17 protein-coding genes are annotated in these 21,061 nt (G+C 58.0%); 10 read left to right on the forward strand and 7 right to left on the reverse strand.

Features of this window, described 5'->3' with window-relative positions:
• Window positions 1-83: 83 nt before the first annotated feature.
• Together metE and H7850_RS00935 are read left to right on the forward strand one after the other, a co-directional pair.
• Window positions 84-2,369: a 5-methyltetrahydropteroyltriglutamate--homocysteine S-methyltransferase gene (gene metE / locus H7850_RS00930; RefSeq protein WP_227367524.1), complete on the forward strand. Its 2,286-nt coding sequence runs from the start codon at window positions 84-86 to the stop codon at window positions 2,367-2,369.
• Window positions 2,370-2,506: 137 nt separating this feature from the next.
• Entirely contained in the window at window positions 2,507-3,286 is a 780-nt protein-coding gene (locus H7850_RS00935) for an MliC family protein (protein WP_227367525.1), read from the forward strand.
• On the opposite strand, the gene H7850_RS00940 is transcribed toward H7850_RS00935, so the two are convergent.
• Complete coding sequence (locus H7850_RS00940) at window positions 3,262-4,359, reverse strand: metal-dependent hydrolase (protein ID WP_227367526.1); 1,098 nt, start codon at window positions 4,357-4,359, stop codon at window positions 3,262-3,264. The genes H7850_RS00935 and H7850_RS00940 overlap by 25 nt on opposite strands.
• 162 nt (window positions 4,360-4,521) lie before the next feature.
• Here H7850_RS00940 and H7850_RS00945 point away from each other — a divergent pair, with 162 nt between their 5' ends.
• Window positions 4,522-6,159: a BCCT family transporter gene (locus tag H7850_RS00945; protein ID WP_227367527.1), complete on the forward strand. Its 1,638-nt coding sequence runs from the start codon at window positions 4,522-4,524 to the stop codon at window positions 6,157-6,159.
• Here H7850_RS00945 and H7850_RS00950 read toward each other — a convergent pair.
• Window positions 6,156-6,698: a DNA-3-methyladenine glycosylase I gene (locus H7850_RS00950; protein ID WP_227367528.1), complete on the reverse strand. Its 543-nt coding sequence runs from the start codon at window positions 6,696-6,698 to the stop codon at window positions 6,156-6,158. The two genes, H7850_RS00945 and H7850_RS00950, sit on opposite strands and share 4 nt — an antisense overlap.
• A 109-nt stretch (window positions 6,699-6,807) precedes the next feature.
• On the opposite strand from H7850_RS00950, the gene H7850_RS00955 reads away from it, so the two are divergent.
• From H7850_RS00955 to H7850_RS00965, 3 genes are all read left to right on the forward strand, one after another.
• Window positions 6,808-7,272 carry a DUF411 domain-containing protein gene (locus H7850_RS00955; RefSeq protein ID WP_227367529.1) on the forward strand — a complete coding sequence of 155 codons (465 nt, stop codon included), beginning with the start codon at window positions 6,808-6,810 and terminating at the stop codon, window positions 7,270-7,272.
• 23 nt (window positions 7,273-7,295) lie between these two features.
• A complete protein-coding gene (gene gloA / locus H7850_RS00960; RefSeq protein ID WP_227367530.1) occupies window positions 7,296-7,736 on the forward strand; it encodes a lactoylglutathione lyase in 441 nt (146 codons plus the stop codon).
• Between the two features lie 167 nt (window positions 7,737-7,903).
• Entirely contained in the window at window positions 7,904-8,497 is a 594-nt protein-coding gene (locus tag H7850_RS00965; protein WP_227367531.1) for a uracil-DNA glycosylase family protein, read from the forward strand.
• 116 nt (window positions 8,498-8,613) lie between these two features.
• Here H7850_RS00965 and H7850_RS00970 read toward each other — a convergent pair whose 3' ends face one another.
• The gene (locus tag H7850_RS00970; protein ID WP_319799254.1) at window positions 8,614-10,431 is read right to left on the reverse strand and encodes an amidohydrolase; all 1,818 of its coding nucleotides are present in this window, start codon (window positions 10,429-10,431) and stop codon (window positions 8,614-8,616) included.
• Between the two features lie 100 nt (window positions 10,432-10,531).
• Window positions 10,532-11,335, reverse strand: a complete 804-nt coding sequence (locus H7850_RS00975; RefSeq protein ID WP_227367532.1) for an isochorismatase family protein — start codon at window positions 11,333-11,335, stop codon at window positions 10,532-10,534.
• 321 nt (window positions 11,336-11,656) lie between these two features.
• Between H7850_RS00975 and H7850_RS00980 the strand changes: the two genes are divergently transcribed.
• Complete coding sequence (locus H7850_RS00980) at window positions 11,657-11,998, forward strand: winged helix-turn-helix transcriptional regulator (protein ID WP_227367533.1); 342 nt, start codon at window positions 11,657-11,659, stop codon at window positions 11,996-11,998.
• Here H7850_RS00980 and H7850_RS00985 read toward each other — a convergent pair.
• On the reverse strand, window positions 11,995-12,399 hold the full coding sequence (locus H7850_RS00985; protein WP_227367534.1) for a DoxX family protein: 405 nt from the start codon (window positions 12,397-12,399) through the stop codon (window positions 11,995-11,997). The two genes, H7850_RS00980 and H7850_RS00985, sit on opposite strands and share 4 nt — an antisense overlap.
• A 521-nt stretch (window positions 12,400-12,920) precedes the next feature.
• Between H7850_RS00985 and H7850_RS18205 the strand changes: the two genes are divergently transcribed.
• Both H7850_RS18205 and H7850_RS00995 read left to right on the forward strand, forming a co-directional pair.
• On the forward strand, window positions 12,921-13,919 hold the full coding sequence (locus H7850_RS18205; protein WP_227367535.1) for a GGDEF domain-containing protein: 999 nt from the start codon (window positions 12,921-12,923) through the stop codon (window positions 13,917-13,919).
• Between the two features lie 50 nt (window positions 13,920-13,969).
• A complete protein-coding gene (locus tag H7850_RS00995; RefSeq protein ID WP_227367536.1) occupies window positions 13,970-14,416 on the forward strand; it encodes an META domain-containing protein in 447 nt (148 codons plus the stop codon).
• Window positions 14,417-14,530: 114 nt separating this feature from the next.
• Here H7850_RS00995 and H7850_RS01000 read toward each other — a convergent pair whose 3' ends face one another.
• A complete protein-coding gene (locus H7850_RS01000) occupies window positions 14,531-17,380 on the reverse strand; it encodes a valine--tRNA ligase (RefSeq protein ID WP_227367537.1) in 2,850 nt (949 codons plus the stop codon).
• Window positions 17,381-17,611: 231 nt separating this feature from the next.
• Here H7850_RS01000 and H7850_RS01005 point away from each other — a divergent pair, with 231 nt between their 5' ends.
• Window positions 17,612-20,524, forward strand: coding sequence for an ATP-binding protein (locus H7850_RS01005; protein ID WP_227367538.1), 2,913 nt, complete (start codon window positions 17,612-17,614; stop codon window positions 20,522-20,524).
• Here H7850_RS01005 and H7850_RS01010 read toward each other — a convergent pair.
• Window positions 20,502-20,927 carry a DNA polymerase III subunit chi gene (locus H7850_RS01010; protein WP_227367539.1) on the reverse strand — a complete coding sequence of 142 codons (426 nt, stop codon included), beginning with the start codon at window positions 20,925-20,927 and terminating at the stop codon, window positions 20,502-20,504. The two genes, H7850_RS01005 and H7850_RS01010, sit on opposite strands and share 23 nt — an antisense overlap.
• Window positions 20,928-21,061 lie beyond the last annotated feature (134 nt).

Genomic DNA, 21,061 nt, shown 5'->3' on the forward strand with positions numbered 1-21,061 from the left:
TTTCGCCGCCAGTAACACTTCATTCAACGCATATGGTGAAAACTATTACGGATTTTACTGTTTAATTTCTTCAAGGAATAACGATGACACTGGCACATACTCTTGGCTATCCCCGCATCGGTGCCCAACGAGAGCTCAAGCATGCCCTCGAGGCGTATTGGAAAGGCGAAATCGATCAGGCGGCCCTGGAAGAGACTGGCGCTGAATTGCGCAAGCGTCACTGGGATGATCAGCGTGATGCTGGCCTCGATCTGGTCAGCGTGGGTGATTTTGCCTTCTACGATCAGGTACTCAATCTTTCGGCGTTGATCGGGGTAGTGCCGCCGCGTTTCGGACATGATGGAAATGACGTGGATCTCGATACCACTTTTCGCATGGCACGAGGTCGCGCACCTACCGGCACCTCCGCCGCCGCCTGCGAGATGACCAAGTACTTCGACACCAACTATCACTATCTGGTCCCGGAGCTTCACCAGAATCAGAGTTTTCGTATCGCCAGCGAGCGCTTGTTCGATGAGGTCGAGGAGGCCAAGACGGCCGGTCACAAAATCAAGGTGTCGCTGCTCGGCCCCGTGACCTGGCTGTGGCTGGGCAAGGAGAAGGACGAGGGTTTCGATCGTCTCGATCTGCTCGAGGGGGTCATAAAAGTCTATGGCGACATCCTGGCACGTCTTGCCCAGCAAGGCGTCGAGTGGGTGCAGCTCGATGAGCCGGCCCTGGTACAGGATCTGCCCAAGCCCTGGCAGCAGGCGTTTGAGCATGCCTACAACCGTTTGCAGTCGGCTCGGGTCAAGGTACTGCTAGCCACCTATTTTGGCGATCTGGGAGACAATCTGGCCTTGGCGGTTGGTCTGCCTGTCGAAGCGTTGCATATCGACATGGTGCGTGGCCCGAATCAACTCGAGCGCGTCATCGATCGCTTGCCGAGCTACAAGATTCTTTCCGTTGGCGCCATCGACGGACGCAATATCTGGCGCGCTGATCTGGCCGCCCTGCGGGAGACTCTCGCCCAGGCCAGGTCGCGGCTGGGAGACCGCCTATGGCTGGCGCCGAGTTGTTCGCTGCTGCACGTGCCTGTGGATCTCGCAAGCGAAACGGCGCTTGATAGCGAGCTCAAGAGCTGGCTGTCCTTTGCCCGCCAGAAGCTCGATGAAGTCGCGCTTCTGGCGCGGCTGCTGGACGATCGCGGCACCCCTGAAGATGAAACGCGCCTGGCGGAGGCCACCGCTGCGCTTGAGGCCCGGCGTAATTCGAATCGCATTCACAAGCCTGCCGTTGCCAAGCGTCTCGGCGCCCTTGGCAAGAACGATGCGGAGCGGGCCAGCGCCTATTCGGCCCGCGCTCGGAAACAGCGCCAGCGTTTCGATCTGCCACTGTTCCCCACTACCACCATTGGCTCATTCCCCCAGACCGATAATATTCGCGCCGCTCGCCGCGCCTTCAAGGCAGGCACTCTGGAGCTCGCAGCCTACGAAAACTGTATGCGTGAAGAGATCGCCTTTGCGGTCGAGCGCCAGCAGGCTTTGGGCCTTGATGTGCTGGTGCACGGGGAAGCCGAGCGCAACGACATGGTGGAGTACTTCGGCGAATTGCTCGATGGCTTTGCCTTCACCCGGTTTGGCTGGGTGCAGAGCTACGGGTCACGCTGCGTCAAGCCGCCGGTCATCTTCGGCGACGTTGCTCGCCCTCAGGCCATGACCGTGCGCTGGAGCGAGTATGCGCAAAGCCTGACCCAGGCGTCGATGAAAGGCATGTTGACCGGACCGGTGACGATCCTGCAGTGGTCCTTCGTGCGGGACGATCAACCCCGTGAAACCACCTGCCGTCAGATCGCGCTGGCGCTGCGGGACGAAGTGGCGGATCTCGAGGCGGCCGGCATCGGCATCATTCAGATCGACGAGCCGGCACTGCGAGAAGGCTTGCCTTTACGAAGGGAGCATTGGCAGGCGTACCTGGACTGGGCAGTGGAGTGCTTCAAGCTCTCGGCAGCGGTGGCCCAGGACGACACCCAGATTCATACCCACATGTGCTACTCGGAGTTCAATGACATCATCGGCGCCATCGCGGCGCTGGATGCGGACGTCATTACCATCGAGACCTCCCGTTCCGACATGGAGCTGCTCGATGCTTTCGAAGACTTCGCCTATCCCAACGAGATTGGGCCAGGGGTCTACGACATCCACTCGCCGAACATTCCCGAGGTGAGCTGGATGGTGGATTTGATGCAAAAGGCCGCGGAGAAGGTGCCTGCCGAGCGCCTGTGGATCAACCCCGATTGCGGTCTCAAGACTCGCGGCTGGGCGGAAGTCGAGCCGGCCCTGGCTAACATGGTGACGGCGGCGAAAGAGTTGCGGCGTAACTACGATTGAAGCGGCATTAATCGATGATGCGGCGGCTCAATTGCACAAAATGAGGCCGAAAAAGGAGGTGGTAAACAGCATGATCCGCAGGCAATGACTGGTAACATCATCTTCAATTAATTAGTTTTTTAATTCTGGAGGTGGTTGTGAGGTTCATTGCTACTGGGGTCTTTGCGTTCATTTTGACGGGGTGCGCCGCCTCATCTTCGCTATTGCCCTCCGCTTCGCCTCCAACGGAGGAGCGGGGGGTCGACTCAACCCCTGCCGCTCCCGCAGTAGGTGCCGATGCATCGCAAGGGCAACCCTCTACCTCCTCACCCTTGTTGCCATCGGCCTTTTTCGCCGATGGCGGCGAAGCGTTCATGGCCTGGCGCTGTACCCCGACTCAGGATCTGATTACCGCCTTTCCGGACAATCGGTTGCGTCTATGGTCCGGACAGGGATATTTCGAACTCGACCCGGCCGTGGTGGCGTCTGGCGCGCGCTACGTCCAGAACGATCTCTCGTTCTGGAACAAGGGCACTATCGCCCTCGTCGAGAGCGATAAAGGGCGGCTCGAATGTCGCCAGGATGTACAGCGCGACACTTGGGGGCGCCACCAGCATCCCGATACGATCTTCTACGCCAAGGGCCACGAACCCGGTTGGGCGCTCAGACTGGATCGCAAGACCTCGAGACTGAGCTGGGTGACGGACTATGGCAAACGCACCCTGATACTTCCCTACAAGGTGGGCAAGATCGTCAACGGCCAGCATGCCAGCATGACCCTGGTCAGCCTGGATGCAGCTCAGCCACTGACCGTCGAACTGGAGGCCAGGGCCTGTTTCGATACCGCAAGTGGCAAGCCTTTCCCGGTGCGCGTCAATATCACCTCTGACGGGCAGCAGCTTCTCGGCTGCGGTCAGGGTATCGAGAAGCGTCCGTAGGCGGACGCCTTGGAAGAAGGGCATGCTTCGACAGAGACTGCTCGAGATGGACGAATGAAGGCAGAAGGGCACAGACGCAGGTCCGGGGAAAAGATGCGCCGGGCCAGCAAGGCGAGCGCTCGAGAACCGGCAGAGCGCGCGGTTAGCAACTGCGTGGCAATCGGCTCCCAGCCGTCGCCGTCCCTTGCTGCAAGATAAAAAACGAAAGGATGAAAGCCGGGCATGCCCAGGCGCAGATCCGTGGCAATCAATCCCGTCGTCCCATCCCCTGCCTGGGTGCGATAGCTCAGGAACGGTCCGGCGAACCAGTAAAGGCGGCGTCCGCTGGCGATATTCAGCGCAGCCTCCTCAAGGCGTGCTCCTCGTGGAAAGCTCTCGAACAGCGGTGCTTGGGTATCGAACAATCCTATAAGGGCTTCCTGATAGTCGCCGTCGTCGATCACCGTGACTCGCCACAGCAGTGTATTGAACGGAGTCGGCTGTACCAGCCGAGGCGCATCCTCCAGTCCTTGTCTTGCAAGTAAAGGCTCGACCCGGGCATCGATGATCCCTTTTGCGCCCAGGGAAAACACCAGATAGGCACTCGACAGGGCCAATCCCCAAACCAGCGCATGGGACCGATAACCTCGTAGCAGTACGTAAACCACAGCGACAAACAGCGGCAGAGTGTATAGTGGGTCGATAATGAAAATGCTCGACCAGCTGACCGGCGGGAGACTCAGCGGCCACAGGAGCTGAGTACCGTAGGCGGTGAAGGCATCGAGTAGCGGATGGGTCAACAGACAGGCGCCATAAAACAGGCCCCATTGCCTCAGGGAAATTCCCCTTCGGGTAATGAAGCGTGCCGACAGCAGTGCAAGTATCAGTGCCAAAGCGCTCAATACCAGCAGCGAATGACTGAAGCCGCGATGATAGGTATAGTCCGCCACCGCATCGCCGTAGTCGATCATCACATCGAGATCCGGCAGGGTGCCGAGCACGGCGCCGGCAAGCAGCGCCTTGCGCCCCAGGCGTGGGCCGAGAATGGCGCCTCCCACCGCGGCGCCCAGACAGGCCTGAGTCAAGGAATCCATGAAGATAGTTGTCCTTGTACAGTAAAAGCATGACGATTTTCATTATAACCGGGTGTAGCCCTTGCAGCCGTTGCAATCGCATGTGATAAAGCGCCGTGGTGGCGCATGAGCAGCTTTCAAGAAAATTCAAACGCAGAGAATATTCTCTAACGAGACAAAAAAATGACAGAAAACTCTCACAAAAATGGGGGCGCTTCGGTCTCCAAAGATTCACTCATCGATACAGACTATGTGGTGGGTCAGGATAATGTCGAGGGGAGTTTCGGCCCTTTCAGCTTCGACATACACAATCGGGTATTTGCCGTTTCTGCGGGCATCACGATTGCGTTCATCCTCCTCACATTGCTGTTTCCGGACGTTGCTGGCCAGGTTTTCCAGGCGGTCGTCAATTTTTCTATCAAGACGCTGGACTGGTACTTCTTCATTGCCGTCAATCTCTATCTGTTTTTCTGTCTTGCGCTGGTGATATCCCCTTATGGTGCGGTGCGACTGGGGGGGAAGGAAGCACGGCCCAGCTACTCCTATCTTTCCTGGTTCTCGATGCTGTTCGCTGCGGGAATGGGGATCGGGCTGCTGTTCTTTGGCGTGCTTGAGCCGGTCTACCACACTGCCGTATCAATGCCGCTGAATACGCCGGCGCCCTTCGGTGCGGACGGTGAGCTCATTCAGGAGAATATTGCCCAGGCTCGGGCGATGGGCCTCGCGGGCACCTTCCTGAACTGGGGGCTGCATGGCTGGGCGATCTATGCATTGATGGCGCTGTCCCTTTCGGTATTCACTTACAATAAAGGCCTGCCGTTTTCGATACGCTCTTCCTTTTATCCGATCTTGGGGGAGCGAGTCTGGGGCTGGCCGGGCCATGCAATCGATGTGCTGGCGGTGTTTTCCACCCTGTTCGGACTGGTGACGTCTCTGGGGCTCGGGGCACAGCAGGCCAATGCGGGCTTCAACTATGTCTTTGGGCTCGAAATCAGTCTCACGGTCCAGATCAGCATCATCGTCATCGTTACCGCAGTCGCCATGATCTCGGTCTGGCGCGGGCTCGATGGCGGCGTCAAGGTGCTCTCCGAGATCAATATGATCGCCGCCTTTTTATTCTTTCTGTTTGTGCTCTTTGCGGGGCCGACTCTCACGGCTCTCGGCAGCGCCTGGGATGGGGTGACTACCTATATCCGGGAGTTCGTGCCGCTTTCCATGCCCTTCGGCCGCACGGACGATGCCTATCGGGAGGACTGGAGTGCCTTCTACTGGGCCTGGTGGATTTCCTGGTCACCGTTTGTCGGCATGTTCATCGCTCGGGTAAGCCGGGGCCGTACGGTGCGCGAATTCGTCATTGCAGTACTGCTGGTGCCAACCCTGGTGATCTTCCTCTGGATGGGCGTCTTCGGTGGCATTGCGCTCGATCAGGTGTTTACCGACCCGCAAGGCAGCCTGGTGAAAGCCAACGTGATCGACAGCTACAGCCCGGAGCTTTCCCTGTTCGGTATGCTCAACGAATTGCCGTTCCCGCGTATCGTCTCCACCATCGCCATCATTCTGACGCTGATCTTCTTCGTCACCTCGTCGGATTCCGGTTCTCTGGTGGTGGATACCATCACCGCCGGCGGCAAGACGGACGCGCCGGTACCCCAGCGCATGTTCTGGGCCACGGCGGAAGGCATGATCGCCATTGCACTACTGATCGGCGGCGGCCTCACGGCGTTGCAGGCAGGGGTAACGGCCACCGGGCTGCCGTTCTCCCTGGTGCTGCTGGCCATGTGCTATTCGGTGTGGAAGGCGTTGGCGAGCGAACCCCGTTAGGAGGATGTGTCAGCCCAGGGTGGTGCGGCGGCAAGAATTCGCTGCTGCACCGGGCAGTCATCACGATGGGCGCCGGGCAGATAGCCGGTGCTCATCAACATTTCGTTGACGATCTCCGGGCCCGTGAAGCGAAAGGTGCGCTTGAACAGGCGCACCCACTCTTCCAGGGATAATGGGTGGTGCAGGTCCAGCCAGGCCTTGAAGCTGCCGTATTCCCGCTGTAACCCCTGAACGATGCCGGCATTGTGAATGGCGGCATCGATCTTCAGCCGATTACGAATGATCGAGGCGTCGTTCAGCAGCCGTTCGCGCTGCTGACTGCCATAGTCGGCGACTTTCGCTATCGCGAACCCCTCGAATGCGTTTTGAAAAGCGGCGCGCTTTTTCAGCACCGTCAGCCAGGAAAGCCCCGCCTGATTGATTTCCAGCACCAGACGTTCGAACAGCACGTTATCGTCATCCACGGAAAAACCGTATTCATGGTCGTGATAAGGGCCATGGAACGGATGGCCTGGCGCAAGGTCGCAGTAATCGGGCATTGGACGCTTCCTCTCTAATGGCTGATCCGGATCAATGTCGGCGGGACACCCCATGCGATAATGCCCTATCATGCCGTAATCGGCAGCAACAGAAAAAGTGAGACACATCATGTTCACAACTGCTTCTTCCAAACGCCTTCGTCAAGGGCTTTCCATGCTGGCGCTGGGGCTTGTTTCCCTGCCGCTTTGGGCCGCGCCTACCGTCGAGATGTGGAAAGATCCCAACTGTGGCTGCTGCACCGCCTGGGCAGAACACATGGAGGAAAACGGCTTCGAAGTGACACAGCATGCCACCTCGGAGATGAGTACCCTCAAGCGCGAGCAGGGTGTACATCCTCAGCTGGCCTCTTGCCATACCGCCAAGGTAGGTGAGCATGTGATCGAAGGCCATGTGCCCGCAAGCGACGTGAAGCGCCTGCTTGAAAGCGATGCGGAGCCAGCGGTGCTGGCAGTGCCCGGCATGCCCCAGGGGTCACCGGGCATGGAAACCGGGCGCGAGGATGAGTACGCGGTCTATCTCTGGCGGGATGGAGAGCAGCCGGAAGTGTTCAGCCAGTATCCGCAATCGCAATAATCGATCGTCAGGAGCCACCCACCGTGCAATATCTTCACACCATGGTGCGGGTCAACGACCTGGACGCCTCTCTGCACTTCTACTGCGACCTGCTCGGGCTCGAGGAGATCAGTCGCAAGGATAGCGACAAGGGGCGCTTCACCCTAGTCTTTCTGGCAGCACCGAATGACAAGCAGCGCGCCCAGGAAGATCGCGCCCCGATGATCGAATTGACCCACAACTGGGATCCGGAAGAGTACGACGGCGGGCGCAATTTCGGCCATCTGGCTTATCGGGTCGATGATATCTACGCACTTTGCGAGCATCTGCAGGTAAGCGGCGTGACCATCAATCGTCCCCCGCGAGATGGCTACATGGCCTTCGTGAAGAGCCCCGATGGAATTTCCATCGAGCTGTTGCAGTCAGGCGATGCCCTGGAGCCCAAGGAGCCCTGGGCGTCCATGGAGAATACCGGTACCTGGTAAAATGATCTGCTGCACTCATCAATAGACGTTACGCGCGGGTTTATCGCCAAGGAGGGCTTCTGCAACTAAGCGACTCATTACGCACTGCCTTTCGTCGCGAAGCGGAGAATCTGGAAGGCGTCGATCTGGAGGTTTATCGCCAGTTCGACAAGGATCCTCTGGAGCCGGTGATTGGTCTCGGGCCCAGAGATACACCCATTGGCATTTTCGGCCGCGATCCCGGGCGCCAGGAAATCAAGCACGGAGTGCCCTTCATTGGCAGCGGCGGGCAAAAGGTTCGCGGACCGCTCTTTGAAGCACTTCATGGCGAACCTCCGCTAGATTTCGAGGCGTCACTCGAAGTCGGTCGGCATGTGTTCTGGGCCAATACGGTGCCCTACAAGCCTACCGGCAACAAGGCCTGGTCCATGGCGATCAAGAAGCGCTTTCAGCCATTGATAGCGGAGCTATTGGTCACGCATTGGCAGGGGCGCACCCTGATCACCCTGGGCCGGGAAGCCTTTTTGTGGTTCGGTATCAATCAGCCGAAAGACGTGCGTCAGGCGTTGGATGCTTTCTGGAAACGGGAGGATCGCTTCGAGTCCGTGCACTCTACACCCTTGATCCTGGAGAGCGGGGAACGAGCGATCTTCAATCTGGCACCGCTGCCGCACCCATCCCCCCTCAATCAGACTTGGTACAAGCGCTTTCCTGGGCTTTTCGAAGCGCGTTTGGAAGCGCTGAATGTGAAAAAGCGTTTGCTCGAGTCGCAAATGGGGTGAGTCGCTCGTGACGTTTGTAAACACCCTCCAAACACATGATCGCCACCAATGAAGCAGCTTGCGAATTTGAATTGGGAAGCATGTCGCCGCGCCGGTATCGGCGCGGCGACAATGCATCAGCGTGCTTCAAGTGCATCCTGATAGGTCACCACGGGCGACCACTCGGGGCTGACCGGAGGAAGATCGTCCGACGCGAACTCGGAGAAGGGCTCGGCGGCGTAGACGACGTTGCCACCTGTCACGGTAAGCACCGATTCCAGGTCCATGATCTCCTTCTCGGGAACCGAGAAGTAGTCATCGGACAGGATCGCGAAGTCGGCATACATGCCTTCCTCAATCTCACCCTTCACGTCCTCTTCCTGGGAGAACCACGCGCTGCCAGAAGTGAAGATGTCCAATGCCTCTTCACGGCTCAGCTTGTTCTCTTCGCCCCAAAGCTGCAGGCCGCCGACGGTCTTGCCCGTAACCAGCCAGTAGAGCGAGGGCCAGGGGTTGTAGCTGCTGACGCGGGTGCCATCGGTGCCGGCACCGACTGGGATCCCCATGTCCAACATCTTGCGCACCGGCGGCGCAGCTTTGGCAGCCTCGGCGCCGTAGCGGTCGACGAAGTATTCACCTGCAAACGCCATGCGGTCCTGGATCGCGACCCCGCCGCCCAAAGCCTTGATCCGCTCCAGCTCGGCGTCCCGGACGGTTTCCGCATGATCGATGGCCCATCGCGGAGCGAACTCACCCTGTTCCTCGTTCACCTGCTCGAATACGTCCATGATCAGTTCGATGCTGTCACCATAGGTCGCGTGCTGGCGCAGCGGCCACCCGGCTTCGACCAGCATCGTCGTGACCTCGTGCAGGTCGCCGCGCGGGTCCTGACCGTTCGCCTCGCGCTCTTCCAGATCCGGGGCCGGTGCCAGGAAGTTCTCCCAGTCTCCAACGCTATGAACCAGAAACTCGCCGCCGCCTTCCAGCTCGTAGCCATGATCGAGATGAACGTCCTCGTTCACGCCGACCTCGTTGTTGGCAATCCACTCGTTGAATTCCTGGGCCTCTTTTCCAGCATTCTGAGCAAAGAGATAGTAGCTGACCCGTAGCGGTAGGCCGCCATTGGTCGCGATGCTGCGGGATCCGACGTAATCCTCGGGGAATACGTGCCCGCCGCCACCGGCATCGATGGAGGAGGTCAGGCCCAGGCGATTCAGCTCATGGTAATACTGGCGGGTCGAGTTGATCTGGTTCTCTTCGGACATCTGCGGCAGTGCGCCGATGGTCTTGTAGAGGATCGACGGGTTCGGCTCGGCGTGCAGGATCGCACCGCCACCGTCCAGGAACTCGATGCGGGAGCCGTCAGCGGTTTCCGTCTCCGGTGTGTAACCCAGCGCCTCGACACCGGCCTGGTTCAGGAATCCCTTGCTGTAGAGAAACAGCACGAAAACCGGGGTATCGGGCGCCGCTTCGTTCAGCTCCTCCACGGTCGGCATGCGTCGTTCCTCGAATTGATAGGGCGACCAGCCGCCGATCACGCGCACCCATCCGCCCTCAGGAACCCGATCCGCTTCCGTGCGGATCCGCTCCATTGCGGCTTTCAAGGTGGGAATGCCGTCCCAGCGTGTTTCCAGATTGTAGAAACGCCCGCCTCGGACCTGGTGGGAATGCGAGTCGTTGAGGCCCGGAATCACCGTGCGGCCCTTGGCGTCGATGACTTGCGTGCCATCGCCGCGAAAGGCTTCGATCGCGGCATCATCGCCGACTTCGATGAAGGTCCCGTCCTTGACCGCGAAAGCGGTCGCATCCGGCTGCCCGTCAGCCCCCGTAAAGACCTTGCCGGCATTCATGACGATGAGGTCAGCGGGCTGCTGGTCCTGGGAGAGGGCGGGACCGCCCGCGATGAGGGCGGCGAGCGCAACGGCCTGGGGGCCGATCTTTTTGAACGATACCATCACGTCTTCCTTTTTCTGAGGTGAAGGCGGCCGCGCTCGGGCGCGACCGCCAATTTCGTCAAAGGCCTGTCCGTCGGTCCATCGGGACAAGGTGGTCGTCTTACTCTTTGGCGTCGGACTTGGTTGCTGCTTCCTGGGCGCGGGTATAGCTTTCAACCGCCGAGCCGTATTCCGGCACGAGTTCGGCGTAGAGCGCGCCCCATTCGGCGGCGTCCGGACGGTTCCAGGTGCGGTGCGTCTCGCTCAGGACGGTGTTGGTGGTGACCGGTACGATTCCCCCTGCCACCATCCGCTCGAGTGCCGCGTCAGAAGCCATCTTGCTGACGTCGCCCGAGGCATCCATCACCACGACCACGTCGTAGCCTTCGGCATGAGCCTGCAGGGCAGGAAAAGCGACGCAGACACTGGTCCAGACGCCCGCGATCACCAGCGTCTTGCGGCCGGTTGCCTCGACGGCTTCGACGAAGTCCGCGTTATCCCAGGAACTTACCTCGCCCTGACGCCGGATGAATTTCGCACTGCTGGGCAACACGTCGGCCAGTTCTTTCATGAGCGGGCCGTTGGGACCATCGGGCTCGGATGCGGTATAGATGATCGGGATATCCGCCTGTTTCGCGATCTTTGCCAGCACGACCGTATTACGACGCAGGTCATCAACAGGAACATCGTTTACAGTCTGGAACAGGCCCGTCTGGTGATCGAGCAGCAGCAAAACCGCGTCGGTGGGATCAAAGAGAGCGGCGTTGGCGGCTTCGGTCGGCTCTTTCGAAAGGCCTTCAAGATGCAGGGGCTGGCTGGCTTCCTGTGCCTGTGCCGAGGTGGTGAACGCGAGCGGTTGAATGAGCATCGCCGCGCCTGTAGCAAACGCAAGGAAGGTTTTTCCGAGCTGCTTTATTCTTTTCATGGCAGTTTCCTTAGGGGTCAGGGGAGTACCCTCGCGGCCCTGCTGACTGCGGCCCGTCGAGGAAGGCACCTGCCGCCGAGATTGATCGTTACAGCGGTATCTCGTGGGCAAGTTTCGTGCGCTGCCGGCTATTAGGTCTCATTGTCGGCAGCGTCATGACTGGTCACGCGCTTGGGGCGGGGGTATGAGGTCCGTCTCATTCGTGCGCTCCTTATCTTGTCTTTCGATTCAGGCTAGTATAGTTCCCCATTTTTGAATGGAAAGTCGTTACCTTTTGGAAAGTGGCTTTCCAATTCCTTTCATTCAAGCCTGGAGATAACGGTGAAACGCGAGACAACTCCCGATACTTGCCCCGCCGCCCCGGCTCTGCGAGCGATTGCGGGACGCTGGAAGACACATATCATCTATCTGCTGGGAGAGGAGGGGCCTGTACGGTTCAATGCCATCCAGCGCCGCTTGGCGCCGGTTTCTCCCAAGGTGCTGACGAGCCGACTACGGGAGCTGGCGAAGGATGATCTGGTATGGCGGGAGCAAGAAGAGACGATACCCCCGAAAGTTACCTATGGCCTGACTGATCTTGGCCGCGAAGTTCACGAAGTTCTCAAGTCGTTCGACGCAGTTGGTCGCAAATTCGACTCTGTCGCGCCAGAAGAAAAGTCCTAGTCAGGCCGCAGGGCCATGCGGCCACTGCCCAGGAACACGATTGTCAGAGCGCCGAACAGGAACATGCCCTGTAATTCGAGCGCCCAGCCTCCGCTGCTTCCCAACGCAAACAATTCATTTGTGTGAACCAGGATAATGGCGACTATCATATTGATGGTGATGAGTAATCCTGCAATACGTGACTGCCAGCCTAATACCAGCATCACAGGCGCTACAACCTCACCAAGCAGTACGCCATAGGCTAGAAATTCAGGTAGTCCATAGTTAGCGACACGATCACCGATTCGACTCATGCTGCTTGGGTTAAGCAATTTGGCAATTCCATGCAGCAATATCAACCCGCCAACGCTCAGTCGGAGAACGAGCTTACCCAGTGCTTCATTGTGCAATGCGTTGAGCATGTTGGTTCCTTTGAATGCGATGAATTATCAGTCAATAGAGGATAAAGCGACTCGATTGTGAATTAAATGGCGAAATATTTTTCCACGTGCTGCGTAGGGCAGCGGCCGTATCATATAAATAATAAGGGTCAACTGCACTTCTGGAATAGCATTTTTGTATAAAAAAATTGCGATGAGTAATCTATTTTTTTGTGTGTATAACTTCAGAAATCGTTGCTTGAAACGAGTTTGTCTGAAAAAAAAAAGCGTCGATGAGCTGGCATCGGTATGCTCGAATAGCGTTGAAAAGCAGGGTGTCATGCTGCCCATGATAGCAATACCTGGCCTCGACTACTTTTAATTATAACAACGACCTACAACGGGCTATGAAAAGTGAGCACAGTGTTATGGACAATGCCATGGGGCGATACCTGAATGAGCACGTGCTATCTCCTCCTGAAACTTTACCTTTGGAACGCCGCCGAAGTTTTCAGATATTCGTGCGCATCTATCTTTTCGTAACGGCAATCCATATTGTTTTCGTGCCCATTTTCATATGGGTCGACATTCTGGCACTGAACGTACTCAATTTGCTGTGCATCATTGCCAATTTCCTGACGATTGGTCTTCATCGCCGTGGCTGGCTCGTGCTGGCGCTCTTGCTCAAACTGTTCTTTGTTTTTGTGCTGGTCGTTGTCGCGGGCATGTTGTTGGGAAACGACGTGGGCTTTGAGTACTACTTTTTTATCTTTCTACTCGAAATCGTGATCAGTGATCTACAGCAGCGCTACAAGATAATACTCAGTGGTCTATTGCTGGGGGCGTTTCTTATCATGCTGCAGTGGCTATTCGGACTTTGGGGTAGTTGGCCCCTTGGTGATCTGGCTCGAAGGATGCTGCTCGCCTTCAACTTGATGACCACTTTCGTCCTGATCACTTTTATCGCGTTACAGGTCTACATCGTGAGCGAGGTCACCGAACGGCGCTTTCGAAGCGACGCCTATAAAGATTCCTTGACCGGCGTGTTCAATCGCCGCGCCATCATTGAGCGAGCCGATATGCTATGGCGTCAGCAGCGTCCTTTTGCTGTGCTGCTTCTCGATGCGGATCATTTCAAGCAAGTCAATGACAGCTATGGACATGGCGCTGGTGACAAGGTGCTGCATCATATTGCCCAGCTGTTACAACGTGCGTTGCGGGAAAGGGATTGCATCGGTCGTGTCGGTGGAGAAGAGTTTCTAATACTGCTTCCCGATACCAACTTCGAGGAGGGCGTGGGAATCGCTGCTCGCTTGCGCGCAGAGCTGGCCAGTCAGCCCTGCCGCCTGGACAAGCGCATACTCCAGGTGACGCTTTCCATGGGGTTGGCCTGGTCTTATGAAAAACGGGCGCTGAACGATGTAATCGACTTGGCGGATCGGCGTCTGTATCTGGCAAAATTCTCCGGGCGTGATCTGGTGATCGCCGAAGGGGGAGAAAGCTTCGGTATCACGGCACGTTACGAGATGTATGTAAGTCCTTCTTCTACCGGAGAGGCTTGAGGTTTCAATAAGCATCAATAAATCAATTGAGTTCCTAGGGAGAGTTAAGGATGCGTGTATGGGTAGCCTTGGTGTTGTCGGTAATTCTATTAAGCGGTTGCAGCACACCGACGCAAGTCGAGAGCGAGGCGAGTGGGGAGCAGTCATCATCGCCCTTGGTGGGCCCACATTGGGTACTGACACTCATTGGTACCGATCAACCCTGGCGAGAGGAAGACAAGGCCTATTTTGAACTACGGCCGGAAGGAAATAGATTGAGACTCAGCGGTAGCGACGGCTGTAATCGTCTGATGGGAGAGGCTGCCTTGAGCGAAGGTCGTGGTATTTCGATCTCCGAGCTTGCCAGTTCCCGTATGGCTTGTCCCGGGCAGGCACAGTCGGCGCAAGTCAGCCAGCTGCTTTCCCAGGCGCATCGCTATCTGATCGACCATGATCGGCTGGTACTGATGGGGCGGGATGGTCGTGTACTGGCGGGTTTTCGCAAGACCAATAAATAGCGTGATGTGCCGTATGGCCAAGCATGGCTGGTAACTGGCAAGAGGTGTGCTACAAATAACCTCAGGGCCAAACCCTGAGGTTTTGCAAGGCAATATGTTCTAAGGAATCGCTGCCTAAAGCGCGGCGATTCTTTCTCGCTGCTCCATCAGCACGGCACGGGCATTGCGCATATCGTCGAGTTTGGCTTTCTCCTTTTCGACGATTTCAGCCGGGGCCTTGGCGATGAAGCTTTCGTTGGAAAGCTTCTTTTCCACGCCGGCAATGAGCTTGTCCTGTTTGTCCAGCTCCTTGGTCAGGCGGGCGAGCTCGGCTTCTTTGTCGATGAGATCCGCCATGGGCACCAGCACTTCCATATCGCCGACTCGCTGAGTAGCGGATAGCGGCGCTTGGGCGGGATCGTCGAGCCAGCTGGTGCTGGCCAGCTTGGCAAGCTTTGAAAGAAAGCGGTGATTGTTCTCCAGGCGCTGGCGATCCTTGTCGCTGCCTTTTGTCAGCAGCACGTCCAGCAGCTTGCCCGGGGCAATGTTCATCTCGGCGCGTATATTGCGCACCGCGTTGATCACCCCTTTGAGCCACTCGATATCTCGCTCGGATTGCTCGTCGATCTTGCCAGTCTGGGCCTCGGGCCAAGGCTGATCCATGATCGATTCAGAGCCGTCGCCGCTTGCCTTGCCTGCAATAGGGGCTACCCGCTGCCAGATCTCCTCGGTGATGAAGGGCATCATCGGATGCGCCAGGCGCAGGATGGCCTCGAGCACCCGCACCAGGGTTCGGCGAGTACCACGCTTGGCTTCAAGGGCGGCGTTCTCGTCCCACAGCACCGGTTTGGAGAGCTCCAGATACCAGTCGCAGTATTCGTTCCAGACGAATTCATACAGCGCCTGGGACGCGAGGTCGAAGCGGAATTCTGCAAGTGCCTTGGTGACCTGAGATTCGGTGCGCTGCAGTTTCGAGACGATCCAGCGATCCGCCAGGGAGAGCTCGACGGTTTCGTCCCCAAGGCCGCAATCCTGCTCCTCGGCATTCATCAGCACGTAGCGGGAGGCGTTCCACAGCTTGTTGCAGAAGTTGCGGAAGCCGTCCAGGCGGCCCATGTCGAACTTGACGTCCCGACCGGTAGTGGCCAAGGACAAGAAGGTGTAGCGCAGCGCATCGGTACCGTGGGGTTCGATGCCCTCGGGGAACTCGTTGCTGGTGGCCTTGGCGATGGCCTTGGCCTTTTGCGGTTGCATCATGTTGCCGGTGCGCTTGTCCATCAGGGTGTCCAGCTCGATGCCATCGATCAGATCGATGGGGTCGAGCACGTTGCCCTTGGACTTGGACATCTTCTGACCCTGGGCATCCCGCACCAGGCCGTGCACGTAGACCGTCTTGAAGGGCACTTCGCCGGTGAATTTCAGGGTCATCATGATCATCCGGGCGACCCAGAAAAAGATGATGTCGAAACCGGTGACCAGCACGCTGGTGGGATGGAAAGTCTTGAGTTCCGGGGTGTCCTCGGGCCAGCCTAGGGTGGCGAAGGTCCATAGCCCGGAGCTGAACCAAGTGTCGAGTACGTCCTCGTCCTGAGTCAGCGCAACATCTGCTGCCAGATTGTATTTCTCCCGGGCTTCGGCCTCAGAGCGGGCGACATAAATGTTGCCTGCCGGATCGTACCAGGCAGGAATACGATGGCCCCACCACAGTTGACGGGAGATGCACCAGTCCTGCAGGTCGCGCATCCAGGCGAAGTACATGTTTTCGTAGTTTTTTGGCACGAACTGGATATCGCCGTTTTCCACCGCGGCGATGGCGGGCTTGGCGAGGGATTCCACGGCGACGAACCACTGATCCGTCAGTAGCGGTTCGATGACGTCGCCGGAGCGGTCACCAAAAGGCAGGGTGTTGCTAACGGTTTCGACCTGTTCGAGCAGCCCCAGCGCGTCCATGTCCGCAACGATCCGTGTACGGGCGTTAAAGCGGTCGAGACCAGCATAGGCCTGGGGCAGGCTGGCGTCTTCTTCCGGTAGCGGTCGACCCTGAAGATCGAAGATTTCCGCCGAGTCACGTACCCGAGCATCCTGGGTGAAGACGTTGATCAGCACATGATGCTGACGCTTGCCTACCTCGTAGTCGTTGAAGTCGTGGGCCGGGGTGATCTTTACGCACCCGGAGCCCTTGTCCATGTCCGCGTGCTCATCCGCCACGATGGGAATACGCCGGCCTACCAGGGGCAATTCGATGAATTTGCCAACTAGGGATGCGTAGCGTGAGTCGTTCGGGTTGACCGCCACACCGGTATCGCCGAGCAGGGTTTCCGGGCGGGTGGTAGCAACGACCAGATACTCCTTGCCGTCATCCGTTGTCGCGCCGTCCGCGAGTGGGTAGCGAAAATGCCAGAATTGACCCTGCTGATCGCGGTTTTCTACCTCCAGATCGGAGATCGCCGTGTGCAGGGTCGGGTCCCAGTTGACCAGGCGCTTGCCGCGATAGATCAACCCCTCGTTGAACAGCCGCACGAAGACTTCCTGCACCGCCTTGTAGAAGCCTTCGTCCATGGTGAAGCGCTCCCGGGACCAGTCGAGACTCGCCCCCATGCGCCGTAGCTGCTGGGTGATCTGTCCACCGGACTCCGCCTTCCATTCCCAAACCTTGTCGAGAAAGGCCTCGCGGCCCAGATCGTGGCGGGTCTTGCCGTCTTCCGCGGCGAGCTTGCGCTCCACTAGCATCTGGGTGGCGATACCGGCGTGGTCGGTGCCTATCTGCCATAGGGTGTTATTGCCCTGCATGCGCCGCCAGCGAATCAGGGTATCCATGATGGTGTCCTGAAAGGCGTGGCCCATGTGCAGGCTGCCGGTGACGTTGGGTGGCGGAATCATGATCGAATAGGGCGAGCCCGAGCCTTTGGGCGCAAAGCGGTTGTCAGCTTCCCAGCGCTGATACCAGCGCCTTTCGATCTGCTCGGGTTGATACGTCTTGTCCATGAATCGCTCGATCTGAAGGGTGGGCGTTCGCGCGGGCCGGGGCGAACCTATGCAATATGAAACCTGCGCAGTATGAAATCTGTGCAGTGTCAAATGGCTGGGATTATACCGGTGCAAACCCTCAGCGTCATGAACGCTGGCGGTTACTCGAAATATTCGTGGCAGCTCAAATAGAGCGACGGCCACTCGCCTGGGCTAGTATGGCCTTCTCAATATACAAAACGACGAACTATGAGCAACCTGCTGGATACCCGCCGCTGGCTGTGGCGTGCAATGACAAGAACATCTTTGATTCCCTTGCTGTTGGTGGCCGTGGGGGTGATCGGTATGTATCTGGCAACCTACAAATTGATGTACGAACACCAAGTCGCCTTGTTGAAAGAAGAATCCAGCACGCTGCTCAATCAGGCGCTTGAACGCGAAGCACGTTTGATGCAAGTGGATCTGCAAGCTTGGGAGCGGCAAGGTGTACTGCTTGCCAACGCGGCGCAACGCGCCCTGATGCAGCCGATAAGTACCGAGCAGCGCGTCGCCGAAACCCGACGTCATCGTCGTGAGGCAAGCGGAATCTACTACACTCCTCGGGACGACGGTCAAGCCGCGTCTTACTATTCCGCCATAACGCCGGAAGCGCAACGGGATCACCGCAAGATCGCCCAGTTGGCGACACTCGATCCTCTCATGCAGGAGCTGGTCGAAAACGATCCTCGTCTTCGCCAGGTGTACATCAACACTTTCGACAGCTACAACCGGCTATGGCCCTGGTTCGACGCCGGCGCCACCTACGATAGCCACATGGATATCCCCTCCTACAATTTCTACTTTCTGGCAGACGCGCGAAACAATCCCGAACGCCAACCGGTATGGACCGACGCCTATCTCGATCCCGCAGGTAGCGGCTGGATGATTTCTCTCGTGGCACCCTTCTATCGGGACGAGTTTCTCGAAGGGGTTGCCGGTATCGACATCACCCTGAAAGAACTGACGGATAGACTGCTGTCCATTGAACTGCCCTGGACGGGCTATGCCGTGCTGGTTGGGCGCGACGGCAGCATCCTGGCACTGCCATCGAAGAATCAACAGGATTTCAGACGGCTGCTCAAAAACGTCAAGGCTGAAACAGGCGCCGAATCGGTTACAAGCGCCAATACGGAGTCCATCAATCTGATGCGCATGAGCGATACCTCGGTCATCGGCGATGTCCTGGCGGAAGCCTCGGGCAGTCAGCACACGACGATGGCGGGAGAACCGCGACTATTGGCCTGGCGTGAACTCGTGGGTGTGAACTGGACGCTGCTGGCAATCATCGACGAAAACGCCACCTTCGTGACCGGTGATTCCTTGAGTCGCTCCTTTCGCGAGCTGGGTATCTGGATGCTGGTGGGGCTGCTGTTGTTTTACCTACTCACCCTGATGATCATTCGTCGGCGTACTCTCAGTTTGAATCGTATGCTGGTCGATTCCTTGCAACAGTTGCAGAGCATGGCAGCAGCGTTCGGGGATCAACGCCGTATGGATAAACCTCGTTTTCAGCTGCGTGAATTCAGTGAAACAGGCGATGCGTTGGTCAAGGCCAGTCGTGCTCATGAGGGAGCTCTTGGCACCCTGGCGGCGGAGAAGGAGCGCCTGCGCCTGGCGCTGGAGGCAAGCGAGGGAAGCGTATGGGAGTACGATATCGTCAACGATCGCCTGATGATGCATGACAGCATGTTTCACCTGCTTGGCCTGGCGCCGGTTAAAACACTTCCTTTGGCGACGTTTCAAGCCTGCATTCACCCCCAGGATCTGCCGCGCTTTGAATCCCAGCGACGACGTGTCATGGCTAGAAAAATGGCAGTAGGCGAAATCGAAATGCGCCTGCATTTACCGGATGGGGGCTGGCTGTGGGTATTGACTCGGGGAAGCGTGTTTCAACGCAACGAGAATGGCGAAGCGCTATGTGCCACCGGCGTCGTGCTGAATATCCATCAGCGCAAGCACACCACCGCTGAGCTGGAGCGTACGCGGGATGAAGCGCGCTGGGCGCAGCGTGCTCAGTCGCGGCTGTTTTCCCGGGTCAGTCATGAGTTGCGCACCCCTTTGGGCATCATCATCGGCTTTACCGACCTGCTACAGGGCAGCGAGGCATCTCGGCTCGATGCTCAGACACAGTGCTACCTGGGTGAGGTGGTGCACGCCGCAGAACGGCTCGACGCACTACTCGAGGATGTACTGCAATTGGCAAGCCTCGAGTCCGGCGAGATGAGGCTCGAGTGTGAAGTGCAATCGGCACAGCGGTGCTTGCGACGCAACATGAGTCAGTCGTTGGCTCACGCTACGCGATGTGGGATTCAACTCGAACTCGCGACGGTGAACCAGGCCGGCTGGATACTGGCGGATCGCCAGCGTCTGGACCAGGTAGTGCAGAACTTGATCGACAACGCCATCAAGTACAATCGCCCCGGCGGTTGGATAAGGCTATCGACCTGGGTGGAAGCAGACAGCGTATGTCTTGAAGTGGCGGATAACGGTCACGGCATTGCCGAAGATGATCAGGAGGTATTGTTCCGGCCTTTCTCACGTCTGGGAATGGAGCACAGCGAGGTCAAGGGCTCGGGCCTGGGACTGGCAATATGCCAAGAGCTGGTACGCCGCATGCAGGGGCGTATCGAAGTGTCGAGCATGCCAGGGCAAGGAAGCCGTTTTCAGGTCTGGTTGCCTCAAGTGAATGTTCAGGCGTGCCAGGCAGCGGTTATTCAAGCGCTCCCCCCCGGGGCGCGGCTTGAAAGGCCCTTGACACTATTGTTGATTAGCAAGGACGAGGAGACCCATGTCCGCATGGAGGTGCTGGCGGAGCAGTTGGACTACTTGACGCTCTTGAGCACTCGCCATCGCACTCGAGCGATGCGGCTGATCAACGAACAGCCGCCTCAGCTGCTGCTTTGTGACGCCACCCTGGGTGCCGGCCAGGCAGTTGAGCTTTTACATCGCTGCCAGCGATTACAGGGCAAACGGCAGGTATACGGCTACTGGATCGGGCCTGCGCCCATGCCTGCAGGCTTTCACGAACAGTGGCAGCCACCGCCGCGCATGGAAAAGGTGTGGTCGGCGCTGTGCAAAGCCAGCGCGACGAACCAGCGCCCTAATTCAGATGATGCGCCTTGACCGGATAACCACGGTGCTTGTAGGTCTGCCAGCATTCACGCTTGCTGCGCAGCACCTCCTGATGCTGGTTGATGATCTCCGCGACCCGCTCGAAGCGTGAAAACCACTCCGGGATACCGGGGTTCAGGTTGAGCATGGCCTCGATGCCCGGTTCAGGTGCCTCGCGCCAGCCGATGGTCACGGGAGTCTCGTCGAGATCGCTTGTGACGATGGCGTGAGGCACATAGCTTTCCGGGCGAAAGGTCCACAGTTTCTCGTCGATCAGCTGCGCCTCCTCCTCATCCGTCACATGAACGTGCAGGCGATAGCCCTTGCGGTAGATGGTCTCAACCAGGCGGCAGGCGAAATCGAGCCGCGCCTCGCGTGTGGTGTCGGGGAGGATGTAAAAGTCGATCTGGGTCATTAGCCACTTCCGAAAACTGGCTGCGCTTCGGCCATACGGCGTCAAAAATACAGCGAGAAATGCTCATTTACGACAGTAAACTCCGCGTTCTCGCTGTATTTTTTTCCTTGTCTGGCCATTGCTCGCCGACTTTT

Origin of the sequence: Halomonas sp. M20 (assembly GCF_020622265.1) — a bacterium.
Classification (GTDB): Bacteria; Pseudomonadota; Gammaproteobacteria; order Pseudomonadales; family Halomonadaceae; genus Modicisalibacter.

Excerpts from the sequence above, each read along its gene's own strand:
- H7850_RS00995 (WP_227367536.1), top strand. The coding sequence starts at position 13,970 with ATGCGTGTATGGGTAGCCTTGGTGTTGTCGGTAATTCTATTAAGCGGT.
- metE (WP_227367524.1), top strand. The coding sequence starts at position 84 with ATGACACTGGCACATACTCTTGGCTATCCCCGCATCGGTGCCCAACGA.
- H7850_RS01000 (WP_227367537.1), bottom strand. The coding sequence starts at position 17,380 with ATGGACAAGACGTATCAACCCGAGCAGATCGAAAGGCGCTGGTATCAG.
- H7850_RS00985 (WP_227367534.1), bottom strand. The coding sequence starts at position 12,399 with ATGCTCAACGCATTGCACAATGAAGCACTGGGTAAGCTCGTTCTCCGA.
- H7850_RS00955 (WP_227367529.1), top strand. The coding sequence starts at position 6,808 with ATGTTCACAACTGCTTCTTCCAAACGCCTTCGTCAAGGGCTTTCCATG.
- H7850_RS00970 (WP_319799254.1), bottom strand. The coding sequence starts at position 10,431 with ATGGTATCGTTCAAAAAGATCGGCCCCCAGGCCGTTGCGCTCGCCGCC.
- H7850_RS00950 (WP_227367528.1), bottom strand. The coding sequence starts at position 6,698 with ATGCCCGATTACTGCGACCTTGCGCCAGGCCATCCGTTCCATGGCCCT.
- H7850_RS00975 (WP_227367532.1), bottom strand. The coding sequence starts at position 11,335 with ATGAAAAGAATAAAGCAGCTCGGAAAAACCTTCCTTGCGTTTGCTACA.
- H7850_RS00945 (WP_227367527.1), top strand. The coding sequence starts at position 4,522 with ATGACAGAAAACTCTCACAAAAATGGGGGCGCTTCGGTCTCCAAAGAT.
- H7850_RS00940 (WP_227367526.1), bottom strand. The coding sequence starts at position 4,359 with ATGGATTCCTTGACTCAGGCCTGTCTGGGCGCCGCGGTGGGAGGCGCC.
- H7850_RS01010 (WP_227367539.1), bottom strand. The coding sequence starts at position 20,927 with ATGACCCAGATCGACTTTTACATCCTCCCCGACACCACACGCGAGGCG.
- H7850_RS01005 (WP_227367538.1), top strand. The coding sequence starts at position 17,612 with ATGAGCAACCTGCTGGATACCCGCCGCTGGCTGTGGCGTGCAATGACA.